The organism is Bifidobacterium pseudolongum subsp. globosum, assembly GCF_000741295.1.
Classification (GTDB): Bacteria; Actinomycetota; Actinomycetes; order Actinomycetales; family Bifidobacteriaceae; genus Bifidobacterium; species Bifidobacterium globosum.
Genome location: NZ_JGZG01000009.1, coordinates 31,535 through 52,584, shown reverse-complemented (window position 1 = coordinate 52,584; position 21,050 = coordinate 31,535). Strand labels below are relative to the sequence as shown.

At 66.3% G+C, this 21,050-nt stretch carries 14 protein-coding genes and 1 tRNA gene; 11 read left to right on the top strand and 4 right to left on the bottom strand.

Annotated elements, in window-relative coordinates; translation table 11 throughout:
- Positions 1 to 23: 23 nt before the first annotated feature.
- Positions 24 to 1,445 carry a DUF4032 domain-containing protein gene (locus BPSG_RS06635; RefSeq protein WP_026643915.1) on the bottom strand — a complete coding sequence of 474 codons (1,422 nt, stop codon included), beginning with the start codon at positions 1,443 to 1,445 and terminating at the stop codon, positions 24 to 26.
- 173 nt (positions 1,446 to 1,618) lie between these two features.
- Positions 1,619 to 2,749 (bottom strand): ABC transporter ATP-binding protein, encoded by a 1,131-nt coding sequence (locus BPSG_RS06630; RefSeq protein WP_026643914.1) that lies wholly within the window; start codon positions 2,747 to 2,749, stop codon positions 1,619 to 1,621.
- Between the two features lie 255 nt (positions 2,750 to 3,004).
- Between BPSG_RS06630 and BPSG_RS06625 the strand changes: the two genes are divergently transcribed.
- From BPSG_RS06625 to BPSG_RS06590, 8 genes are all read left to right on the top strand, one after another.
- On the top strand, positions 3,005 to 3,907 hold the full coding sequence (locus BPSG_RS06625) for a potassium channel family protein (RefSeq protein WP_080699269.1): 903 nt from the start codon (positions 3,005 to 3,007) through the stop codon (positions 3,905 to 3,907).
- Between the two features lie 54 nt (positions 3,908 to 3,961).
- Entirely contained in the window at positions 3,962 to 5,899 is a 1,938-nt protein-coding gene (locus BPSG_RS06620; protein ID WP_026643913.1) for a serine/threonine-protein kinase, read from the top strand.
- Positions 5,900 to 5,983: 84 nt separating this feature from the next.
- Positions 5,984 to 6,943, top strand: coding sequence for a DsbA family protein (locus tag BPSG_RS06615; protein ID WP_026643912.1), 960 nt, complete (start codon positions 5,984 to 5,986; stop codon positions 6,941 to 6,943).
- 125 nt (positions 6,944 to 7,068) lie between these two features.
- A tRNA-Thr gene (locus BPSG_RS06610) sits at positions 7,069 to 7,142 on the top strand.
- Between the two features lie 436 nt (positions 7,143 to 7,578).
- On the top strand, positions 7,579 to 9,063 hold the full coding sequence (locus BPSG_RS06605) for an aggregation-promoting factor C-terminal-like domain-containing protein (protein WP_026643911.1): 1,485 nt from the start codon (positions 7,579 to 7,581) through the stop codon (positions 9,061 to 9,063).
- Positions 9,064 to 9,111: 48 nt separating this feature from the next.
- Positions 9,112 to 10,017: a 16S rRNA (adenine(1518)-N(6)/adenine(1519)-N(6))-dimethyltransferase RsmA gene (gene rsmA / locus BPSG_RS06600; protein ID WP_026643910.1), complete on the top strand. Its 906-nt coding sequence runs from the start codon at positions 9,112 to 9,114 to the stop codon at positions 10,015 to 10,017.
- Positions 10,014 to 10,901 (top strand): 4-(cytidine 5'-diphospho)-2-C-methyl-D-erythritol kinase, encoded by an 888-nt coding sequence (locus tag BPSG_RS06595; protein WP_026643909.1) that lies wholly within the window; start codon positions 10,014 to 10,016, stop codon positions 10,899 to 10,901. The genes rsmA and BPSG_RS06595 overlap by 4 nt, the downstream gene beginning before the upstream one ends.
- Positions 10,902 to 11,004: 103 nt before the next feature.
- A complete protein-coding gene (locus BPSG_RS06590) occupies positions 11,005 to 11,631 on the top strand; it encodes a LytR C-terminal domain-containing protein (RefSeq protein ID WP_026643908.1) in 627 nt (208 codons plus the stop codon).
- 16 nt (positions 11,632 to 11,647) lie between these two features.
- Here the strand turns inward: BPSG_RS06590 and BPSG_RS06585 are convergent, their stop codons facing one another.
- Positions 11,648 to 13,066, bottom strand: coding sequence for a CCA tRNA nucleotidyltransferase (locus BPSG_RS06585; protein ID WP_026643907.1), 1,419 nt, complete (start codon positions 13,064 to 13,066; stop codon positions 11,648 to 11,650).
- Between the two features lie 107 nt (positions 13,067 to 13,173).
- Between BPSG_RS06585 and BPSG_RS06580 the strand changes: the two genes are divergently transcribed.
- Genes BPSG_RS06580 through BPSG_RS06570 form a run of 3 tightly spaced genes read left to right on the top strand, consistent with a single transcriptional unit; the run spans position 13,174 to position 20,071 of the window.
- Positions 13,174 to 13,935, top strand: coding sequence for an NUDIX hydrolase (locus BPSG_RS06580; RefSeq protein WP_026643906.1), 762 nt, complete (start codon positions 13,174 to 13,176; stop codon positions 13,933 to 13,935).
- Positions 13,899 to 16,169 carry a DUF6049 family protein gene (locus tag BPSG_RS06575; protein WP_026643905.1) on the top strand — a complete coding sequence of 757 codons (2,271 nt, stop codon included), beginning with the start codon at positions 13,899 to 13,901 and terminating at the stop codon, positions 16,167 to 16,169. The genes BPSG_RS06580 and BPSG_RS06575 overlap by 37 nt, the downstream gene beginning before the upstream one ends.
- Positions 16,166 to 20,071, top strand: coding sequence for a murein biosynthesis integral membrane protein MurJ (locus BPSG_RS06570; RefSeq protein WP_026643904.1), 3,906 nt, complete (start codon positions 16,166 to 16,168; stop codon positions 20,069 to 20,071). Before BPSG_RS06575 ends, BPSG_RS06570 begins: the two co-directional genes overlap by 4 nt.
- On the opposite strand, the gene BPSG_RS06565 is transcribed toward BPSG_RS06570, so the two are convergent.
- Positions 20,068 to 21,048: a ribokinase gene (locus BPSG_RS06565; protein WP_026643903.1), complete on the bottom strand. Its 981-nt coding sequence runs from the start codon at positions 21,046 to 21,048 to the stop codon at positions 20,068 to 20,070. The two genes, BPSG_RS06570 and BPSG_RS06565, sit on opposite strands and share 4 nt — an antisense overlap.
- Positions 21,049 to 21,050: the final 2 nt, after the last annotated feature.

Here is a 21,050-nt window from a genome sequence, read left to right as displayed (position 1 = left end):
GCCATTCGCATATGCGGGCGGAATCACTGCGCCCAGACGGCGGCGTCCTGATCGTATTCGGGATTGTAATCGTCGTCGTGCGCGGTGTCGTCGCCGTAGGTGGACTGCTCGTCGATCACACCGGAGTCAGCTTCGGCGTTGAGCTCGTCGAGTTCCTTGGAATCGAGCTTCTGCGTGGGCAGAATGTCGCGCACATAGCTTTCCACCGCGACTGGCATCGGCACGTCGTGGCCGGCTTTCTCCGCCATATACCAACGGTGGTCGAGGACCTCGTGGAAGAACTGGGCGGGGTCGATTTGCGCACGGTATTCCGACGGGATCATGCGCACCGTGGGCTCGAACACCTCGCGCATCCAGTCGGTCGCCACAATCTCCAGATCCTCGCCGTCGCGCCATGTGGAGGCACGGTAGGCGTCCAGATCGTTGAGCAGGCGGCGCGCCTGGTTCTCCTGCACGTCGAGGCCGGTCAGGCGCAGCAGCTTGCGGTTCGCGTAGCCCGCGTCCACCACACGCGGGCGCACGAGCACGCGCTTGCCGTCGTCGGTCGTGTTCATCTCGAGCTCGTCCACGTCAAAGCCGAGTTCGTTGAGGCGGTTGACGCGCTGCTCGATCTTCCACATCTCATTCGGGTTCAGGTTGTCGGTGTCGGTGAGCGCGCTCCACAGCGAGTGGTAGCGGTCCACGAGCCGGTTGCCCACCTCGATCTCGTCCACGTCGGGCGGCAGCAGCTGGCCCGAGCTCAGATCCATGAGTTCGCCGATGATGTTGGTGCGCGCCAGGTCGATGTCGTATTCGCGCTGGCCTTCGGTCAGGTTGATCTGCAGTTCGCCGGTCTCGGCATCCACAAGGAACGCGGAGAACGCGTCGGCGTCCTTGAGGAACAGCACGTTCGACAGCCAGACGTCGCCCCAGTAGAAACCGGCGAGGTGCAGGCGCACCATGAGCACGGCCAGGGCGTCGATGAGCTTTTCGGCGGTGTCGGGCCGCAGCGTGCGTGCGAACAGCGCACGGTACGGCATCGAGAAGCGCAGGTGCTTCGTCACGAGGATCGCCTCGAGCGGCTCACCCTGGTCGTCGTGGCGGCCGGTCACCACGGCGATCGGCTGCACGGTGGGCAGGTTGAGCTTCTGCAGCTGGCGCAGCAGCTCGTATTCGCGTTCGGCGACACTGCGCGTGATCTCCTTCATCGCGTACACCTGGTCGCCCACGCGCACAAAGCGCACGATGTGGCGGGAGATGCCTCGCGGCAGGTTGACGAGCAGGTCGGACGGCCATGTGGCGAGCGGCTTTTCCCATGGAAGCATGAACATCTTGGGGTCGGCGCTCGCGGACGTGATCTTCAGCGAAGCGGGTTCGTCCGCCGGCGATGCGGGGTCGGTGGCTTTGACCGACGTAGCTTTCAACGCACGGGGGTCCAAATGGCCGTTGTTGTCGCTCAAACTCATAGTCGCTACTCTACCTCACTATGTGTGCGGCGCGCACGCGCCACGCACCACTCGGTCCTTGGTCCCATAAAACGCCGAAACCCCGCTGCAACGCGGGGCTCGGTCACAAGGTGACAAGAGAGAGAAAGGACCTTGTGTTGTTCATTGGCGGGGCACAGCAATCCCCGCCAAGACTAGTTTAGACGCAGCTCTGTAGAAGGAGCGAACAGGTGCATCTTGGCCGGGTTGACCTTGATCTTGACGATGTCGCCGACTTTCGGCAGCACGCGCGGGTTGACGCGGATCGTGGTCAGCTTGTTCTGGTCGGACATCATCGAGGTCTGCTCGGCGGCCACCGAGTCGTCGGTGATGATGTTGCCGTAGATGTAGCCGTCGGAGCCGAGGTCTTCGACGTTCACGACCTTGAGCGAGAAGGCGTTCGCCTCATCCGGCGCGGCCAGGGATGCGTCTTCCGGACGGAAGCCGACGACGATTTCGTTGTTGTCTTCCGGGGTCAGCTTGTCGAGGGCTTCCTTCGGCAGGTCCATGGTGTCGGCGCCGATCTGAGCCTTGCCGTTCACCACCGGGTGGGTGTTGAGGTTCATGGACGGCGAGCCGATGAAGCCTGCGACGAAGACGTTCGCCGGGCGGTCGTACAGCTCGGTCGGGGCGCCGACCTGCTGCAGGATGCCGAGCTTGATGACGGCGATGCGGTCGCCCATCGTCAGGGCCTCAGTCTGGTCGTGGGTCACGTACAGGGTCGTGACGCCCAGCTGGCGCTGCAGGGCTGCGATCTGGGTACGGGTCTGCACACGGAGTTTCGCGTCAAGGTTCGACAGCGGCTCATCCATGAGGAAGACCTTCGGCTCACGCACGATTGCACGGCCCATGGCCACGCGCTGGCGCTGGCCACCGGAGAGGGCCTTCGGCTTGCGGTCGAGGAACTCGGTGAGGTCGAGGATCTCAGCGGCCTTCTCGACGCGCTTGCGGATCTCTTCCTTCGGGGTGCCGGCGATCTTCAGGGCGAAGCCCATGTTGTCGGCGACGGTCATGTGCGGGTACAGCGCATAGTTCTGGAACACCATGGCGATGTCGCGATCCTTCGGCTGCATCGTGGTGACGTCCTTGCCACCGATGAGGATGCGGCCCTTGTTGACCTCTTCGAGGCCCGCGAGCATGCGGAGCGTGGTCGACTTGCCGCAGCCGGAAGGACCGACGAGCACGAGGAACTCGCCATCCTTGATATCAAGATTCAGGTCATCCACCGACGGCTTGTCGTTGCCCGGGTAGATACGCGTGACATGATCGAAAATGACTTCTGCCATTTTGTTCATCCTTTCATCGGCAGGTACGTGCCGAACGATCCGTTGTGAGGGGACTACTTGTATTGTGGTGTTTCCATCTGCAGCCGTCGACATCGACGCGGCAACAAACTTCTACGTTCGCCCATCATGGATTCTCCATGTCCATCATGAATTACCATGACGAGCTGCTGGCTCAGTTTACACGAGGGGCCGAACTTGTCAATCGCCCCGGAGTTTCGCCCGCCCGCGCCCCTGTTCACCCGTACAATCGACAGTATGACTCTTGAGGAATGGGAACGGATCACGAACATACCGCTGTTCATCCTGTCGGCGGTGTTCCTGTTCGCATACTCATGGCAGATCCTCGCACAGACCCATCAGCAGGGCTGCCTCATCGCGATCAACACGGTGTGGGCCGTATACGGCATCGACTATCTGGTGAAGCTGTTCCTAGCGCAGGACAAATGGCTGTGGTTCCGCAGGAACATCCTGCTGCTGCTCACGCTCGCGCTGCCGATATTCCGCCCGCTGCGCATGCTGCGCCTGATCCCGATGCTGCACATCTTCAATCGCAGCGCCGGCGCCATGACCCGCGGGCGCATCACGCTCTACGCCTCGAGCGCCATCCTCATGCTCATCTATGTGGGCGCGCTCGCCGAATACTCCGCCGAGCACCTAGCGCCGAACGCCACGATCACGACGTTCCCGCTTTCGCTGTGGTGGGCGTTCGTGACGGTGACGACAGTGGGCTACGGCGACGTCTACCCCGTGACCGACACCGGCAAAATCGTGGCCGTGGGGCTGATGCTCACCGGCATCGCCCTCATCGGTATCGTGAGCGCCATGATCTCGTCGTGGATCATCGACCAAGTCAACGTGACGAAGAAACCAAACGACGATTCCACATCCTCGTCGTCGCTCAACGGCGCGGAGATGCGCCTCATACGCGCCGAAATGCTGCGTCTGGCAGACTCGGTGAGCCAGCTCAACGCCGAGCTCAAGCGCACGCACCGCATCACCACGAAGAAACACCACATCCACAAGCTGACGCACCACGACGGCCTTTTGCCGGTGCGCACCACGCCGCTCGACGAACTCGACCCCTCGCTCGACACCCCAACGCCACCGCAGGCCAGCGCAGGCACGGCCACGAACACCGCCACAGACCAGGATCAGTGAACGCACCGTGAACAATCCGCGCAATTGTGCGCGCAAATCGTACGATAGAACATTATGAGTGATTTGCACGCGTTGAATCTGGAGCCCGGCGACATCGTCGGTGGATACACGCTCGTCTCACGCCTCGGCAGGGGCGCGATGGGATCGGTGTGGCGCGTTGTGGACGGCGGCGGCACGAACTACGCGATGAAGATCCTGCGCGACTCGCTCGACGACGAAGACACCGCCTCGCAACGCGCGCAGGCCACCGCCCGCGAGCGCCTGCGCCGCGAGGCGATGGCACTCAAACGCATCAAGGACCCGGGGGTGTGCAGCATCGTCGACATGGAGATCGACGACGCGCTCGCGTTCATCGTGACCGAACTGATCGAAGGCAAGAACCTGCGCGAAGACGTGATGCAGAATGGCCGGTATGTGGGCGAGGACCTCGAGCGGCTCGCCTCGAAACTGATCGACGCCGTGCGCGCGGTGCATGCGGCGGGCATTGTGCACCGCGACATCAAACCGACCAATGTGATGATCTCGGTGACGGGGCCGGTGCTCGTCGACTTCGGCATCGCGATGGGCGAAGGCGAAAGCCACGTGACGAGCACAGGCCTCGTGATGGGCACGCCAGGGTTCATCGCCCCGGAGATCATCGAAGGCACCGAGGCGAACGACGCGACCGACTGGTGGTCCACGGCGTCCGTGCTCGCATTCGCCGCAACGGGCGCGCCAGTGTTCGGCACGCAGCCGATGATGGCGGTGCTGCAGCGCGAGGCCGCCGGCAACGCGAACCTGCAGGGGCTGCCCCCGCGCACATTGCAGGCGTTCCGCGCGGCGCTCGACCCGAATCCGCGCCAGCGGTGCACGCCGGCGCAACTGCTCGAGGCCATCCAAGCGGACGCATGGCAGACACCGGAGCCGATGCCCCCTTTTGATTCCCCCGCTCCCATGAGCGGAGCGGCGCTGAGGAAAAACCAGTATGTAGACAATCCGCGCCGCCTGTGGCGCGCGCAATCGATGCCGACGGCGATGATCAGCTACGATCCGGCCGAGCTGCACGCATCCGCGCCGGCGCAAGGCGAAATCGAGGATCCTGTGCCGACGGTCGCGGTGCCTGCACCATCTGCACAACCGGCCGAAGCGGCCACGCAGGCCCTGCCGCAGGAGCAGCCCGAGGAGCGCACCCAGGTCTTCGCGCCACCACTGCCACCCGCGCAGCCGTTGCAGCGGTTACAGCCACAATATGATGCGGCGAACGCGGCGGTTGCGCCCGCGACGGCGGCCCCCGCGCAACCGCTTCCGGCCGCGCAGCCCGACCCACTGGCCGCCGCGTTCGTCGACCCGCGCCCGCGTCTCACCGCGCGCGGGAGGCTCGCATGCGCGGCGCTCGCGGTGCCACTCGCGCTGTGCGCGGCGTCGATGCCGCTCATCGCATTGATCGCCGCGTCGATGCTCATGTGGCTGCTCATCGCCTTCGGCCTCGACGCGAGCGCCCAGACCATGCGCGTGCTGCGCCGCGCGGGCCAGACGCGCACATCGGACGGCGCGTTGCGCGTCCTGACCTTGCCGTGGCACGCGCTCAAAGCGGCCGCGTTCGCCCTGCCGCGCATGCTGGCGATGTGGCTCGTCTATGCGCTCATGCTCGCCCTCGCCACAGTCGGCGCCGGTCTGCCAACCACCGACATCGCGGTGGCGCTGTGGGATTGGACCGTGCAGGTGCCAGTGCCCTACGACGTGCCGCAGTCGGCGGCGGGCGCGGCGGCAGCGGCGGTGATGGCGGTGTCGTGGCTCGCGTGCGCGCTCGGCCCGAAGTCGCAGCAGCTGCGGCTGGGAGCCGGCTGGGCGATCGGCCTGACGCGGCGCCAGAACAGCACATTGACGGGGTCCGCGCGCGCAAATCACCGCCAGTTCGTCTGGCTCGCCGTGACGGTGGCGTGCGTGCTCGCCGCGGCCGTCAATCTCGAGGTGGCGCCGGTGATGGACTGGTTCCCCTTGCCCACATGGTGAGCATTGCGTGAATGTTCGCCCATGCGGGTGCCAATGACCCGGCGGGCGCATACACTGCCTAACAGGATTTAGGAAAGGAACCCGATGGCACAGAAATCGCAGGAGCCGCACAGGCAGACGCACGCCGAGCGCCGCGCCGAACAGCGGGCGAAGGCGCAGGCGCGCGCCGAACAGCAGGCAAAGGAACGCAAACAGCAGACGATCATCGGCGTCATTGTGATCGCCGTCGTGGTCGTCCTGCTCGCGGTAGCGGGCGTGGCGGTCTACCGCAGCCTGCACCCACAGGCGTCGGGCGGCGAATCGTCAGGCACCGACCTGACGGTCGAGCAGGCGCACGAGCAGCTCAAGACGCTCGATTCGCGCCCCACCAACGCCGATGACGAAGGCGGCATCCTCATCTCGAAGGACGGCTACGGCAAGGCCGTGGAGAACGTGCCGACGATCGGCATCTACATGGACTTCATCTGCCCGGGCTGCGGCAGCGTGAACCGCCAGCTCGACGCCAACCTGACGAAGCTCGTGGACGCCGGGCAGATCAACCTCGACCTGCACTTCATGGCGTTCATGGACCGCTTCTCGACCGACGACTACTCGTCGCGTGCGGCGAACGCGATCCTGTACGTGAGCGACCACGACAGCAACCCGGACCACCTGCTGCACGCCGTGCAGAACCTGTACGCCGAAGGCTTCCAGCCGCAGGAGGGCAGCGCGTATGTGCCGGTGAGCGACGAGCAGATCAAGGAACAGCTCACCAACGCCGGCGTGCCCGAGGAAGTGGCCGGCAAGGCCGCCACACGCAGCTATGACGACTGGCTCAACGCGGTGTTCGGCTACACGCCTCACCAGGAGAACCTGCAGAACTCCGAAGGGCAGATGTCCACGCCGACCGTGACAATCAACGGCTACCGCTGGGACATGAACTCGGCGAGCGGCGGCACGATGTTCGACGCGCTGCTCGATGCGATCGGCCTCAAGCCCGACCAGGTGGGCGTAGAAGGCGACCTGCCGTCAATCGGCGCCGAAGGCAAACCGATCGCCGAATAGCATGGCCACGGACGGCGAACCGCGGAAAACGCGCGGGTTTTCCGCGGTTCGCCTTGACCGTTCCACATAAGCTGCTATGCTGTTCTTTCGTCTGTGTGCAACAGACGTGAGCGGCGAAGTCCAATGCCTCCTTAGCTCAGATGGCCAGAGCGGCCGCCTTGTAAGCGGCAGGTCGTCGGTTCGATCCCGACAGGAGGCTCGATTTGCGTTGACTCGATTCTCCGTGTACACTATTTGCCGTGCATGGTTGATAATTCAACAGCAATATGATTCTTACCTCTGAGTAAGTAAATCCAGAGGGCTCCCCCAACTTAAGCCTTCTGGTGCGGGAGAAGCATCCCCCCAACCAGCTTCCTCCCGCCGGGGGCGAGAACATCCCCTTCTCTCTCCGCCCCCACCCCCTTCTTTTCTTACCCCGCCAAATGATTGTGGACAGCCGTTATATCTACATATCTAACTGTCCCAAAATCACTGCCACCCCTGGATGACGACCCTTAAGAATTATTGCCGACTCAGGATTTCGGACGAGCCGCTGACCGGGCGTGGACAGGCCGATGAGACGGGCGGTGGGTTGGCGCAGCGCCTGCGTACAATCTAAGGACAGCTGTTTTGTTCACACAACCCAAGGGGGAACCATGGCCAGACGATGGACTCCGCAACGATTCACTGCCCTGCGGCGGCTCCGCGTGGTGATCTGCGCGCTTGCCACGTTCGCGTTGTGCGCCACGTTCTTCCTGTGCACCACACGCAAGGCCGTGGCCTTGAGCGTGAACGGCGAGACACGGCATGTGACGACCTACGCCACCACAGTGACCGGCCTGCTGCGCGAGCAGGGCGTGGACGTCAAGACGCACGACCTGGTGCAATCCACATCCGCCGGCGCGTTGACCAACCATGATGTGGTCACGGTGAAAAGCGCCTACCAGACCACCATCAGCATCGATGGCCAGGAAGTGCCCTTCTGGACCGTGGCCGACAGCGCCGAACAACTGCTGAGCTTCTTCGAACAGAACGAGGTGGCCGCCTCACGCGTGCGCGTGGACATCAGGAACGTCTACAACCAACTCACCGGCGGGTTCGTAGTCAACGCGGACGGCCCGGTGACCGTGGTGGCCGACGGCAAGACCTCGGTGGCTCCGAACGGCAAACTGCCCGCCGCGTCGATCCTGGATTCCAAGAGCATCGTGCTGGGCAAGGACGACCGCGTGAGCGTCGAAAAAGACGGCGGTAAAACGGTCCTGCGCGTGGAACGCGTGACCTACGGCGACGAGACCGCGACCGAATCGATCCCGTACGTCACGCGCCTCGTGACCGACGCCTCGCTCGCGCCGGGCGAGACGCGCGTGGAGCAGGCGGGCGTGAACGGCGAGAAGAGAATCACCTACCGTGTGACGTATGTGGACGGCAAGGCGCAGACGCGCGAACAGACCGACGAGACGGTGACGAAGGTCGCGCTCGACGAGGTGATCGCGGTCGGGCCTGAGGCCCCCGCAAAGACCGACGACGACGCGGACACCGGCGCCAACGCCGGCGATGACGCCGATGACGGCGCCGTGGATGACAACAGCGGTGACGATGGCAACGCCACGGACGACAGCACAGGCGACCCCACAGCGGGCACAAGCAGCCCCGAGCCGAGCGAGACGCAGACGCCCGAACCGGATCCGGAACCGAGCACAAGCGAGCCAACGCAGCAGCCAACGCAAGCCCCGACCCAGACCCCGACGCAGAAACCGATGCCGACCCAACAGCCGACACAGCAACCAACCCAGCAACCGTCGAATCCGGCCGCAGGAAGCCGCCTGTACCGGCCGACGGCCGCCGCCGCGCAGGCATACGCCGCCGGCGCCGCCGCGCAATACGGCTGGACCGGCAAGAATTGGCAGAATCTGGTGAACCTGTGGAACCGCGAATCAGGCTGGCGTTGGAACGCGGAGAACCCGTGGTCGGGCGCATACGGCATTCCGCAGTCGCTGCCGCCGAGCAAAATGGCCGCGTTCGGCGCCAATTACCGCGATGACGCCGCCGCGCAGATCGATTGGGGCCTGAGCTACATCGCCGGCCGCTACGGCTCACCCAACAAGGCCTGGGAACACTCGGAACACTACGGCTGGTACTAGAACCGCCGCCCGCCCCGCACACCCACAGACCCACCACAAGGACCGACCATGACCGAACCCGCATCGCCAACTCCCGCCCAAGCCGCCGGCAGGCTGCTTGGCGCGGCCGACATCCGCCGCATCGCCGCAGATGCCGGCATCAGCCCCACGAAGAAGTTCGGCCAGAACTTCGTGATCGACCCGGGCACCGTGCGGCGCATCGTGCGCGAGGCCGGTGTGCAGCCCACCGACCATGTGCTCGAAGTGGGCCCGGGCCTCGGCTCGCTCACGCTGGCGATCCTGGAGACCGGCGCGCGCATGACGGCCGTCGAGATCGACCCGCCGGTGGCCGAACGCCTACCGCGCACGGTCGCCGAATTCATGCCCAACGCCGCGGACCGCCTGCGTGTCGTCAACGCGGACGCGTTGACGCTCACGCCGCAGTCACTGCCCGATTTCAACGGCGACGACCGCTTTGTGCTCGTGGCCAACCTGCCGTACAACGTGGCCACGCCGATTGTGCTGACGCTGCTCGAACGCTTTGCGAACCTCGATACGTTCCTGGTGATGGTGCAGAAAGAGGTGGCGGACCGCCTAGCCGCCCAGCCCGGCACCAAGATCTACGGCACCCCAAGCGTCAAACTGGCGTGGTACGGCACCGCGCAGACCGTGGGCGCAATCGGCCGCAACGTGTTCTGGCCCGCGCCGAACGTAGACTCCGCGCTTGTGCTGTTCCGCCGCCACCCGGCGGGCGCTGCGCCGGCCGATCGCGCCGGTGTGAGCCGCGAGACGGTGTTCCGCCTGGTCGACGCCGCGTTCGGCCAGCGCCGCAAGACGCTGCACGCGGCGCTCAAGAAGATTGTGCCGCCCGAAGCGTACGATCGCGCCGGCATCGACGCCACGCGCCGCGGCGAGACACTGTCGATCGACGAGTTCGTGCAGCTCGCCGCCGCGCTTGAGGGGGCACGGGCATGACCACGGTGCAGGTGCAGTGCCCTGCCAAAACGAACCTGACGCTGCATGTGGGCGCGCGCCACGAGGAATGGGGCGGCCGGCATGCGCTCGAAACGGTGTATTGCGCGATCGGACTCTACGACACGGTCATCGTGACCGGCAAACACCCCGGCGCCGGCTTTTCGCTCGAACTCGCCGGGCAGCACCTGGGCGACCTCGCCTCGTCGGCGAGCGACATGCGCCGCAACCACGCCGTGCGCGCGCTGTTCGCGCTCGCGCAGGCGGCGGGCGTAGAGCCGGACGCCGGCATCCGCATCGAAAAGAACATCCCCGTTGGCGCGGGTCTCGGCGGCGGGTCGGCCGACGCCGCCGGCACACTGCTCGCGCTCAACGAGCTGTGGGGCCTGCATTGGCCGGTGGAGCGGCTGAGCCCGATCGCCGCGACGCTCGGCGCCGACATGCCGTTCTGCCTGCGCGGCGGCACCGCGCTCGGCACGGGCTTCGGCGAACGCATCGAACCGCTCGCCGAAGACGACGCGCGCATGCAGGCACTGCGCGCCAGCGGCTGCACGGGCCGCGTGCTCGTGGGCGCCTACCGCGCCCAGCTGAGCACGCCCGAGGTCTACGCGGCGTTCGACGTGCTCGGCCCCGGCGGTGGTCCGAACGACCTGCAGCAGGCGGCCATCTCACTGCACCCGCGCAGTGGCGTGGCGATTGACGCGGCGCTCGGCGCCGGTGCGAGCACCGCGTTCGTGTCGGGCTCCGGTCCCTCGGTCATCGCGTTCGTGCCAAATGAGCCGGCGGCGCAGGCGGTGCAGCGCGCATGGTTGCAGGCGGACGCGGTGGACCGCATCTACTGCGCCGACGCCCCGGCGCGGCCAGTCGTGCGCGCAGAAGCGGCCTGACGCACCGCCTCGCGCGGGGTGCTTCAGCGGCGGAAAACAGGGGCGGAGCGTCAGCCATATGGGTTATGCTCGTCTCTAGTCAGCTCGCGAACAAGGAACAGGTATGGCCCAGAACAACGAGGTGCGTGAAGCACGCAAACGCTATGTGCGCAAACGTCAGACAGTCGTTTTCGGCATCTGCGGCGTCGTCTTGGTGGCGGCGCTCGTGGCGTCGCTGCTCGTGTTCTTCCATGTGGGCGGCCTCGGCGAGGTCAAATCGGCGGCCGTGGAGGCGAACTACGGGCGCACGGCGCCGTGCGTCTCGCCAGCGGCGGACGGTTCGAAGCCGAAGTACCCGGAGAACCGCGCGGTCACGGTGCGCGTGCTCAACGGCACGAAGTTCACGGGGTTCGCGAATGCCGTGGGCCAGGCGCTTGAGAATCGCGAGTTCGTGGTGCAGGGCGTTGACAACTACGACAGCGCGAAGGTGGAGCGCACGCAGATCGTGTTCGGCAAGAACGCGATCGTGCAGGCATACACGATCGCAAGCAATTTCCCCGACGCGCAGCTGGTGATGGACGACCGTGAGGACAAGCTCGTCGACATCATCCTCGGCGCCACGTTCAAGGACCTCGAAGAGACCGACCAGCTGCCGAAGACCGGCTCGGAGATCCCGAACGTGGAAGGCTGCAAGCCGGCCGACCAGCTCACCAACGTATCGAAGGCACCGGAGCACACGCCGGTCGGCTGACCTGTAGGCTCATCTTCTACTGCTGCTGGGCGTCGTACCAGCGGTGCAGCTCGGCGAGCGCCTCCTCACGCCCCACCGGCCCGTTGTCGAGCCGGTAATCGAGCATGTGGCGGTACGCGGCGCCCACCTGCGGGCCGGGTTCGAGCCCGAGTTCCTGCATGATCTCGTTGCCGTTGATGTCGGGGCGGATCGCGTTGAAGTCCTCTTGCTCCTTGAGCGCGCGCACGCGCTCTTCCATCTCGTCCATCGCGGTTTTGAACACAAGCGCCTTGCGGCGGTTCTGCGTGGTGGCGTCGGCGCGTGTCAGGCGGTTGAGCCGCTCATACAGCGGGCCCGCGTCCTTGACATAGCGGCGCACGGCGGCGTCGGTCCACGGTTCGTCCACATAGCCGTGGAAGCGCAGGTGGAGGTTCACCAGTTCGCTCACGTCGTCGACCACATGGTGGTCGAAGCGCAGCGCCTTGAGGCGCTTGCGCGTCATCTTGGCGCCCACGGCGTCGTGGTGGTGGAAGCTGACCTTGCCACCCGCTTCGAAGCGGCGCGTCTTCGGCTTGCCGATGTCATGCATCAGCGCGGCGAGGCGCAACGTCAGGTCCGGCGCCGGCACGGGTCCGTCGGGGCCGGTTTCGAGCGCCACCGCGCGGTCGATCACGATCATCGTGTGCTCGAACACGTCTTTGTGGCGGTGGTGTTCGTCGATCTCGAGCTGCAGCGCGGGGATCTCGGGGAACACCACGTCGGCGAGGCCCGAGTCGACGAACGCCTCGATGCCCGCGCGCGGGCGGTCGCTCAACAGCAGCTTCACGAGCTCGTCACGCACGCGTTCGGCGGAGACGATGCCGAGGCGGTCGGCCATCGTGCAGATCGCCTCGGCCGTCTCGGGTTCGATGCCGAAGCCGAGCTGCGCCACGAAGCGCACGGCGCGCATCATGCGCAGCGGGTCGTCGTCGAACGACTGGCGCGGGTCGACCGGTGTGCGCAGCACGCGCTTCGACAGGTCGTTCGCGCCGCCGAAGGGGTCGACGAACTCGAGGTCGGGCACGCGCAACGCCATCGCGTTCACGGTGAAGTCGCGGCGCGACAGGTCGCCTTCGAGCGAATCGCCGTAGCTCACCTCGGGCTTGCGTGAGTCCGGGTCGTATGCGTCGGAACGGTATGTGGTGATCTCCACCTGCACCTCGGTGCCGTCGGGGCGGCGGCGCATGGCGCCCAGCGTGCCGAATTTGCGCCCCATGTCCCAGAAGCCGTCGTGCCCCCAACGCCGCAGAATCGGTTCGAACTGCTCGGGGCGCGCCGAAGTGCAGAAATCGAGGTCGTGCGAACGGCGGTGCAGCAGCAGGTCGCGCACCGGCCCGCCCACGAGCGCCAGTTCGTAGCCTTCCTCGGCGAACATCTCTCCCAGCTCAATGGCTTCTGGCCACACTTCGAAATCCACGGTTTCCCTTTCGTGCTCTCGCATCACACACGCGTGCCGCGCTGCTTTTCTGCCCTTCAAGCATACCGTTACCCCATCTGCATAAAAACATGAGTAAGGTGGAGTACATGATTACACCCGCAGACGTTGCACGCATGCATGCCAACGCTGCGGTTCACCATACCCCGAACGAGGCCAATCCGCTCGAACCGGACGAACTGCTGTACACCTCGCAGTCGGCGGGGTTGCCTCAGGGTGAATCCCTGGGCAATTCGATCCCCACACCCGCACAGTTGCGCGAGCGCCTGGCCGCGGCGGCCGCGCACGCGAAGCCGGCCGTGCCGGGCCCGCACGCCCAGGCCGATGCCGCGAGCGCCACGCCGACGCCGGCGATGATGCCGCGCAGACGCACAAGCGACCGCCCCACCACATTCGCCTCGCTCGACGCGCAGGAACTGCCCGTGGTGCGCGAATACTCGGCTGGCGGCCTCGTGTTCGACGACCACGGCCGTGTGGCGATCATCGCGCGCCATTCGCGCAGCGGCCACTTGGAATGGTGCCTGCCGAAGGGGCACATCGAAAAGGGCGAGACGCCGCAACAGACCGCCGTACGCGAAGTGCACGAGGAGACGGGCATCCTGGGCGAGGTGGTCGATTCGATCGCCACGATAGACTATTGGTTCACTGGAACCAGCCAGCGCGTGCACAAACTCGTGCACCACTTCGCTCTGCGGCAGATTGGCGGTGAGCTCACGGTGGAAGGCGACCCCGACCATGAGGCCGAAGACGCCATCTGGGTGGACTTCGCTGACCTCGACGACGTGCTCAGTTACCCCAATGAGCGTAAGATTGCATGGCTGTACGCAAGGAAACTGAACAGGCAGGGCTGACCGTGAACCATCCGCACACCACTGGACGCATCTACGGCGGTGTCGGGTGCACCATTGCGGTGCTGCTCGCGGTGCTGCTCACACTGTTCGCGCCGCTCGGCGCCGCGCCCGCGTGGGCACAGGAGCCCACCGATGGCGTCACGCAGCCAAGCGCCTCCCCTGTGGCGCTGCAGATTGAGGAAATCACGCCCGTCGTCACCGATTCTTCGGGATTCGCCGTGCGCGTCACCATAGAGAACCACGGTACGACCGCCATCGAGCACGCGCGTCTCGCCGTGCGCACGAACGCCCAATACAATTTCGTCTCGCGCTCCGACGTGCAGGCGTGGGCCGAAGGCGCCGCGATGATCCCCACCCCGGACGAACTGCTCACGCTCGACGTGGGCACGGTCGAGGCAGATGGCGTGCGCACCGTGCACGGCGAACTGCACGCGGACGCCGGGCAGTTGCGGGCGCTGACCGCATGGGGCCCACGCCCGCTCACACTTGAGCTCATCGGCGAGGACGGCGGTCCGCTGCCCGGCACCACCCCCCTGCAGACGTTCCTGACGCGCAGCCAGGCGGGCCTGCACGGCGAGCGCACGCCCGCGATCAACCTGACCGTGGCGATGCCGCTGACGTCGCACGACTGGAAGACGAACACCGCCGTGACGGACGGGCTGCTCTCCTCTGGCTCGGGCAGCGTGCGCCCAAGCGACGCGGTGACGCTCGGCACCGACGATGTGCGCGCGCTGAAGGCGAAAGACGAGCTGGCCGCGCGCTTCGAACACCTGCAGATCGTGGGCGACCCGCTCGTGTTGCGCGCGGTCGGCACGCCGCATGTGCAGGCGATCAGCCAGCCGGGCATGTTCGACGTGACGACGTATGCGCGCGTCGGGGATGCGGGCGCCTACACGCGCGCCGGCATCAGCGACCAGAGTTGGCGTGCCGGGACCGGCGTCAACCTGCTGCGCTCGGCCCTCGGCGACGAAGGCGCCCAAACGCGCGCGATCGCATGGCAGGGCGAGGGCAGCTGGACGATGCAGGCGCTGAACACCGCGCGTGCGCAAGGCTACGAGACCGTTGTGGCCACGCGTGACTTCGCGCTGCAAGACGACGCGACGGCCACGACGGAGACCTACCGCGTACCGACCGACCACGGCGAGGTGACGGTGCTGACCGCGCAATCCACGCTGTCCGCGCTCGCGCAACAACAGCCCACAAGCGCGCAGGCGAGCGCCGAGCAGACCGATGCGGGGCGTCTGCAGCGGCTGATCGCGCAGTCCGCGTTCTACCAGATGGAACAGCCATACGAGTCGCGGTCACTGCTGGTCTGCCTTGGCGAATCCACGAACAGCACGTTCGTCACCTCGCTCATGACCGCGCTCAACAGCGCGAGCTGGGTCCATCTCGCCTCGATCGACGAGCTCGCGACCGCCGAATCCGCAATCGAGCCCAGCCAGATGCCCGGCCTGATCAATCAATACGTCGGCCAGCAGATGCCGGCCGTCTCAACCGCGCTTGAGGCGCTCAACGCGCTGGCCCGCAGCCGCGACGACATCGAGCGGTTCAACACGTCGATCCTCGTCGCCGGGCAGTCCGCGCAGGCGGCCGATGAGTCGAGCCCGTCCGCTGCTGTGCAGGAGTCCGGCACGGCGAGCCCGCAGTCGCCGCCATCCGCTTCCCCATCCGCGTCCGCTCAGGCCAGTGCCCGACTCAGCGCGGACGCGTGGGCGCAGTACCTGCTGCAGGCACATGACGCGTTCGCACTGCCCGCGCTCTCGCCGCACGCCTCGGCGCGCACGGCGATGGTGGACGGCGCGCAACGCTTCGCCGACGCGCTGCTGAGCCGCATCACGCTCGTGCCTTCGGGCAGCCTCAACGTCGTCTCCGAAACGGCGTCGATGCCCGTCACGGTGAGCAACAAACTGCCCTACCCGATCAGTGTGCGCGTCTCGTCACTCACCGATTCGATGGAGATCGTCACATCGCGGTTGAGCGATGTGGAAGTGGCCCCCAACAGCGAGGCCCAGACGTCGTTCGTCGTGCGTGTCTCCACGTCCGGCACCACGGTGGCGCGCGAACAACTGCTCGACCGGCACGACCAGCCGTTCGGCGCAGTACAGCAGACCACCATCACCAGTTCGCTGCAGCTGAGCGACAAAAGCGGCATCGCGATCATCGCGCTCGCGGTCGTGCTTGGGTTGCTGGGCCTGTGGCGCCAGTTCCACCGCAAGAAGGATCCTGACGAATGAGTTCTTCCGTAGGCCGCAATTCGCTCATCATGGCGTCGGGCACCGCCGCGTCGCGCATCACCGGGCAGATCCGCACGATCCTGCTCGCGGCGGCGATCGGCACCACCGGTCTGGCCGCCAACGCCTACCAAGCGGGCTCGATGATCCCACAGGTCATCTACACGCTTGTGTCGGGAGGCATCTTCAACGCGGTGCTCGTGCCGCACATCGTGCGCACGCTCAAGGCCGACAACGCCGAAGAGCAGCTCAACAAGATCGTCACGTTCGCCGTGACGCTGCTGGCCGCCGTGACCGTGCTGATGGGCGTGCTGACCCCGTGGATCACACGGCTGTACGTGAACGGCAGCCCCGAGCTGATCTCGCTCACATGCGCGTTCACGCTGTGGTGCACGCCGCAGATCTTCTTCTATGGGCTCTACACCGTGCTCGGGCAGATCCTGGCCGTCAAGAACCGCTTCGGCGCCTACGCGTGGAGCTCTGTGGGCGCCAATGTGATCAGCTGCATCGGCTTCACCGCGTTCATCGTGATCTTCGGCAACCATGCGCAGTTGTCGGCGGGCCAGTGGACCACGCCGAAGATCGCGCTGACCGCCGGCGCATGGACGCTTGGCGTGGCGTTCCAGGCGATCATCCTGTTCATCCCGCTGTTCAGACTCGGCTTCCGCTTCCACTGGAAGTTCGGCGTGCGCGGCATCGGCCTGCGCACGATGGGCCCGATCGCCGCATGGAGCCTCGGCATTGTGGTCATCGACCAGATCGCCAACATCATCACGACGCGCGTGCTCACCGGCGCGCCCTCGCTCGCCGAACGCACGATGCACCTCAACCAGTTCGACGTGGCCGGCAACGCCACCTACCAGAACGCGTACACGATCTACATGCTGCCGTATTCGCTCATCGCCGTCTCGGTGGCCACGGCGATCTTCCCGCAGATATCGCAGGCGCTCGCGAACCGCGACATGGCGGGCGCGCGCGACGACCTGAGCCGCGCGCTGCGCACCGTGGGCACGATCATGTGCTTCTTCACCGCCGCGTTCATCGTCATGCCGCTCGCGATCACGCGCTCGCTGCTGCCGACCGTGGCCGTGCCGCAGGCGATCCTCATGTGCGGGCCGCTCATGGGCCTGAGTGTCTGCCTGCCGCTCGCGAGCGCGTACCTGATCATCCAGCGCACGTTCTACGCGTTCGAAGACGGCCGCTCGCCGTTCACGTTCATGCTCATCATGTACATGCTGCAGCTCGGGCTGATCCTCACCGGCACACGCCTGCTGCCGCCCACGCAATGGGCCGGCATGATCGCCGTGTGCGTATCCGCCGCCTACCTGATCTCGTTCATCCCGCTCGTGCGCATGCTGCGCCGGCGCTTCGACGGCTCGCTCGACGGCAAACGCATCGCCGCCACCTACGCGAAGGCGATCGCCGCCACCGTGGTGGCGGTCGTCGTCGGCCTCGGCGCGCGCATCCCCGTCTACGCGTGGCTGCACGTGACCGACCCCGGTCAGTCGGGCATCGCCGCATGGCTGCGCAACGTGCTCGCAGCCGTGGTGCTGGGCGTGCTGGTCCTCATCGCGTACATCGCCACACTGTGGATCGTGCGCTCGCAGGAACTGCTGCAGATCGTCGACGCCCTGAGGCGCCGCCTGCACCGCGCGCCCGCCGGTGGACCCGCGCAGGCCGAGGACCCGGACGACACGCGCGTCATCGCGCCGATCGCCGCCGTGGCGGGCGTGGACGACCCCGACGAGACGCGTGTGATCCCACTGCCCCAGCCGATCAACGAACTCGAACAGCTCGACCCGCCAGTGCCGAGCGAACTCGCCGAAGCACCGATTGCGCTCACCGGCAACGGCGCCAGCGAAGCGCCGCGCACGACCAGTGCGGCCGGTAGAATGGCGGGAGCATCGTCCATGCCGTACATATCAGGGGAGACTATGAGGCCGCACTTAGGAGATACCGTTCTCAACAGGTACACGTTGGTGTCGCCGTTGCGTGAGGAGGCGGGTCTGCAGGCATGGAAAGCCAACGACCGCGTGCTCTCGCGCGATTGCCAGCTCTTCATCGTCAACAACAAGGCCGTGCTCGACAGCACGAACGCGCTCGCCGGCACCCTCGCCTCGTCGAAGGACGCACGGTTCACCCCGGTCATCCAACTGCAGCACGACGGCCAGATCGCCGTAGTGCTGACGCAACTCGACGCAGGCGTCTCCCTGACCGAATACATGCACGGCCACGGCCCGCTGAGCTACGAGGCGATGCGCACGATCATCGCCGAGGCCACGGCCGCCATCAAGGCGCTGCAGGCGGACAGCCTCACACACCACGCCCTGTCGACCGACACCGTGCGCCTCACGCGCAGCGGCGTGCAGCTCGCCGACACGCCGGTGAGCGAGGCGCTCGCCGACACATCGAACGCGCAGCCGGGCGACAATCCCGCACGCCGCGCGATCCGCCAGCTCGCGGGCGTACTGTACGGCATGCTCACACGCACGCCATCCACAATGAACCCGCAGTTCTCGCTCAACGCGCTGCCGGCGGATACACCGACCGAACTGCGCGTCATCGTCAAGCGCGGGCTCGAACTGCCCGAGGACAGCACGCCGACGGTGCCGCTCGTCACGCTCGCCGAGCTCGAGATGCTGCTCGGGCCGGTCAAGCAGTTCCCGGTGCTGACGCGCCACGACCTGCGCCTGACGGGCGTGGAGGGTGCATGTTCGATCGTGCGCGCGATGATCAGCCCCGCCCTGCCCGCCGACATCCTGCCAATCCCCGAATCGCTCGCCTCGTCGCAGACACTGCCCACGATCCCGTTCGCGCATATGGATGTGGCCGACGAGGAGGACATCGAGGACGAGGAGCTCGGCGCGCAGACGCAGGCGCTCAGCGCCGGCTCGCTCAAGGCGCTGTGGAGCCACAGCAAGGCGCTCATGGAAGGCGAGGACTATACGGGCGCCTCGAGCCAGATCCCGGAACTGCAGCCCGAGGACGCCACCGAGATGTTCTCGGCGTTCGACCCGAACAACCCGTTGGAGCCGCCGCTGCAACCGCAGCGCATGACCGTACCGATCGACGTGTCGAAGCTGCGCGACGGGTCGGCCGACCCGACTGACGGCGTGAGCGCGACCGGGCGCATCCCGATCATCGACAGCCAGGGCAACGAAGTGCCCGATGGCTCGGCCTCGCAGCGTGCGCTCGAGCAGGAGCGCGCCGACATCGACGCCACGTATGCGGTGGGCGCGCCGGCGTTGCCGCCGAGCTTCGCGCCGCAGAACAACCATGAGCCTTCGATCGCCGACAAGGCGGCGTTCGAGGAGCGCAAATCGTCGAAGACGAAGAAAGCGGCCATCATCGTGGTCATCGTGGCGGTGGTTGTGGCGCTCGGCTTCGCCGTGCACAGCATCGCCACGACCGGCTCGCTGTTCGGCATCAACCGCCAGCAGCAGAACTACTGGCCCAACATGGACCTCGACGACGTGCCGTTCGGCCAGCACAAGGGCAACGATGTGGAGTCGCCGCAGAACAACGCGACCCCGGAGCCCACCGAGACGAAGACGGAAACGCCGAAGCCGCAGAACACCACGGCATACCCGGTGGCGAGCCAGACCTTCCTGGACCGCCCCAACGGCCAGCAGGGCTACGGCTATTACCTGCACCTCGAGAAGAAAGAGGACGTCTCGCGCATCGTCGTGAAGATCCGATCCTCCGGCGGCAAGGGGTATGTGCGTGTCAACACGGCCGGCGACCCGACCGCCGGCGAACAGGTGGCCGAGTTCACGTTCGCCGACGGCGGCACGACCGAGGTGAAATTCACCAAGCCGGTCGACACGCAGGACATCGTGATGTGGGTGCCGATGGACAGCCTGCCCGGCAACCAGCTGTTCATCGATTCGGTGCAGGCCTTCTAGGCCTCGAACTTGGCGCGGATCTGCGCCGGCGTGCCATACGAGGCCTGCGCGCCGCGTCCGCTGGCCGCATAGGCGGAGACGTAGGCGGCGGCACGCGCCGAGGCCGCGAGCGACCATCCGGACGCGAGCCCGGCGAGCACGGTGCCCATGAACGAGTCACCGCAACCGGTCGTGTCGACGGCGTCCACACGCACCGGCGCGATGCGCGTCACATGTTCGTCGGCGGTGGCGTCGAGCACGACCGAACCGTCGGCGCCGAGCGTCACGACGGCCTGCCGGATGCCGATTGCCTTAAGGCGTTCGAGCGCGAGCGGCCAGTCGAACGCGGACCAGTCGTCGTCCGCGGGCGCCTGCAGGTCGAGCAGCTGCGCCATCTCGATCTCGTTGACGAGCAGGATGTCGGTGTGCTCGATCAACTCCGCGGGCAGGTCGGCGGTGAACGGCGAATCGTTGAGCAGCACGCGCACGCCGGCCTCATGGCACATGCGCGCGCACGCCGTCACGGTCTCAATCGGGCTTTCCAGGCACAGGCCGAGCACGTCGGCGCCGGTCAGTTCGCCGATTTTCGATTCCACGTAGTCCACGCTCACCTGCGCGTTCGAGCCGGCGGAATAGACGATCGTGTTTTCGGCGGAGGCGTCGACGGTGATCACGGTCAGGCCGCTCGGGCCGTCCACGTGCCGCACATGCGACGTGTCGACGCCGGCTGCGGCCAGATGGCCGAGCAGAAAGTCGGCGTTGCTGTCCGAGCCGACAGCGCCGAACATGCGCACGTCGGCGCCGAGCAGCGCGGCGGCCGCGGCCTGGTTGCCGGATTTGCCGCCGGGCAGCAGCTCGAGCGGGCCGCCGGCGACCGTCTCGCCGGGTTCGGGCAGGCGCGCGGTGGTGATGGTGTAGTCCACGTTCATGGAGCCGACTACGGCGACGGTGCCGTGCATGTGTTCCAGTAGTTGCAGGGGGAATGATGTGGTGTCCATGG

Excerpts from the sequence above, each read along its gene's own strand:
- BPSG_RS06635 (WP_026643915.1), bottom strand. The coding sequence starts at position 1,445 with ATGAGTTTGAGCGACAACAACGGCCATTTGGACCCCCGTGCGTTGAAA.
- BPSG_RS06630 (WP_026643914.1), bottom strand. The coding sequence starts at position 2,749 with ATGGCAGAAGTCATTTTCGATCATGTCACGCGTATCTACCCGGGCAAC.
- BPSG_RS06625 (WP_080699269.1), top strand. The coding sequence starts at position 3,005 with ATGACTCTTGAGGAATGGGAACGGATCACGAACATACCGCTGTTCATC.
- BPSG_RS06620 (WP_026643913.1), top strand. The coding sequence starts at position 3,962 with ATGAGTGATTTGCACGCGTTGAATCTGGAGCCCGGCGACATCGTCGGT.
- BPSG_RS06615 (WP_026643912.1), top strand. The coding sequence starts at position 5,984 with ATGGCACAGAAATCGCAGGAGCCGCACAGGCAGACGCACGCCGAGCGC.
- BPSG_RS06605 (WP_026643911.1), top strand. The coding sequence starts at position 7,579 with ATGGCCAGACGATGGACTCCGCAACGATTCACTGCCCTGCGGCGGCTC.
- rsmA (WP_026643910.1), top strand. The coding sequence starts at position 9,112 with ATGACCGAACCCGCATCGCCAACTCCCGCCCAAGCCGCCGGCAGGCTG.
- BPSG_RS06595 (WP_026643909.1), top strand. The coding sequence starts at position 10,014 with ATGACCACGGTGCAGGTGCAGTGCCCTGCCAAAACGAACCTGACGCTG.
- BPSG_RS06590 (WP_026643908.1), top strand. The coding sequence starts at position 11,005 with ATGGCCCAGAACAACGAGGTGCGTGAAGCACGCAAACGCTATGTGCGC.
- BPSG_RS06580 (WP_026643906.1), top strand. The coding sequence starts at position 13,174 with ATGATTACACCCGCAGACGTTGCACGCATGCATGCCAACGCTGCGGTT.
- BPSG_RS06575 (WP_026643905.1), top strand. The coding sequence starts at position 13,899 with ATGGCTGTACGCAAGGAAACTGAACAGGCAGGGCTGACCGTGAACCAT.
- BPSG_RS06570 (WP_026643904.1), top strand. The coding sequence starts at position 16,166 with ATGAGTTCTTCCGTAGGCCGCAATTCGCTCATCATGGCGTCGGGCACC.
- BPSG_RS06565 (WP_026643903.1), bottom strand. The coding sequence starts at position 21,048 with ATGGACACCACATCATTCCCCCTGCAACTACTGGAACACATGCACGGC.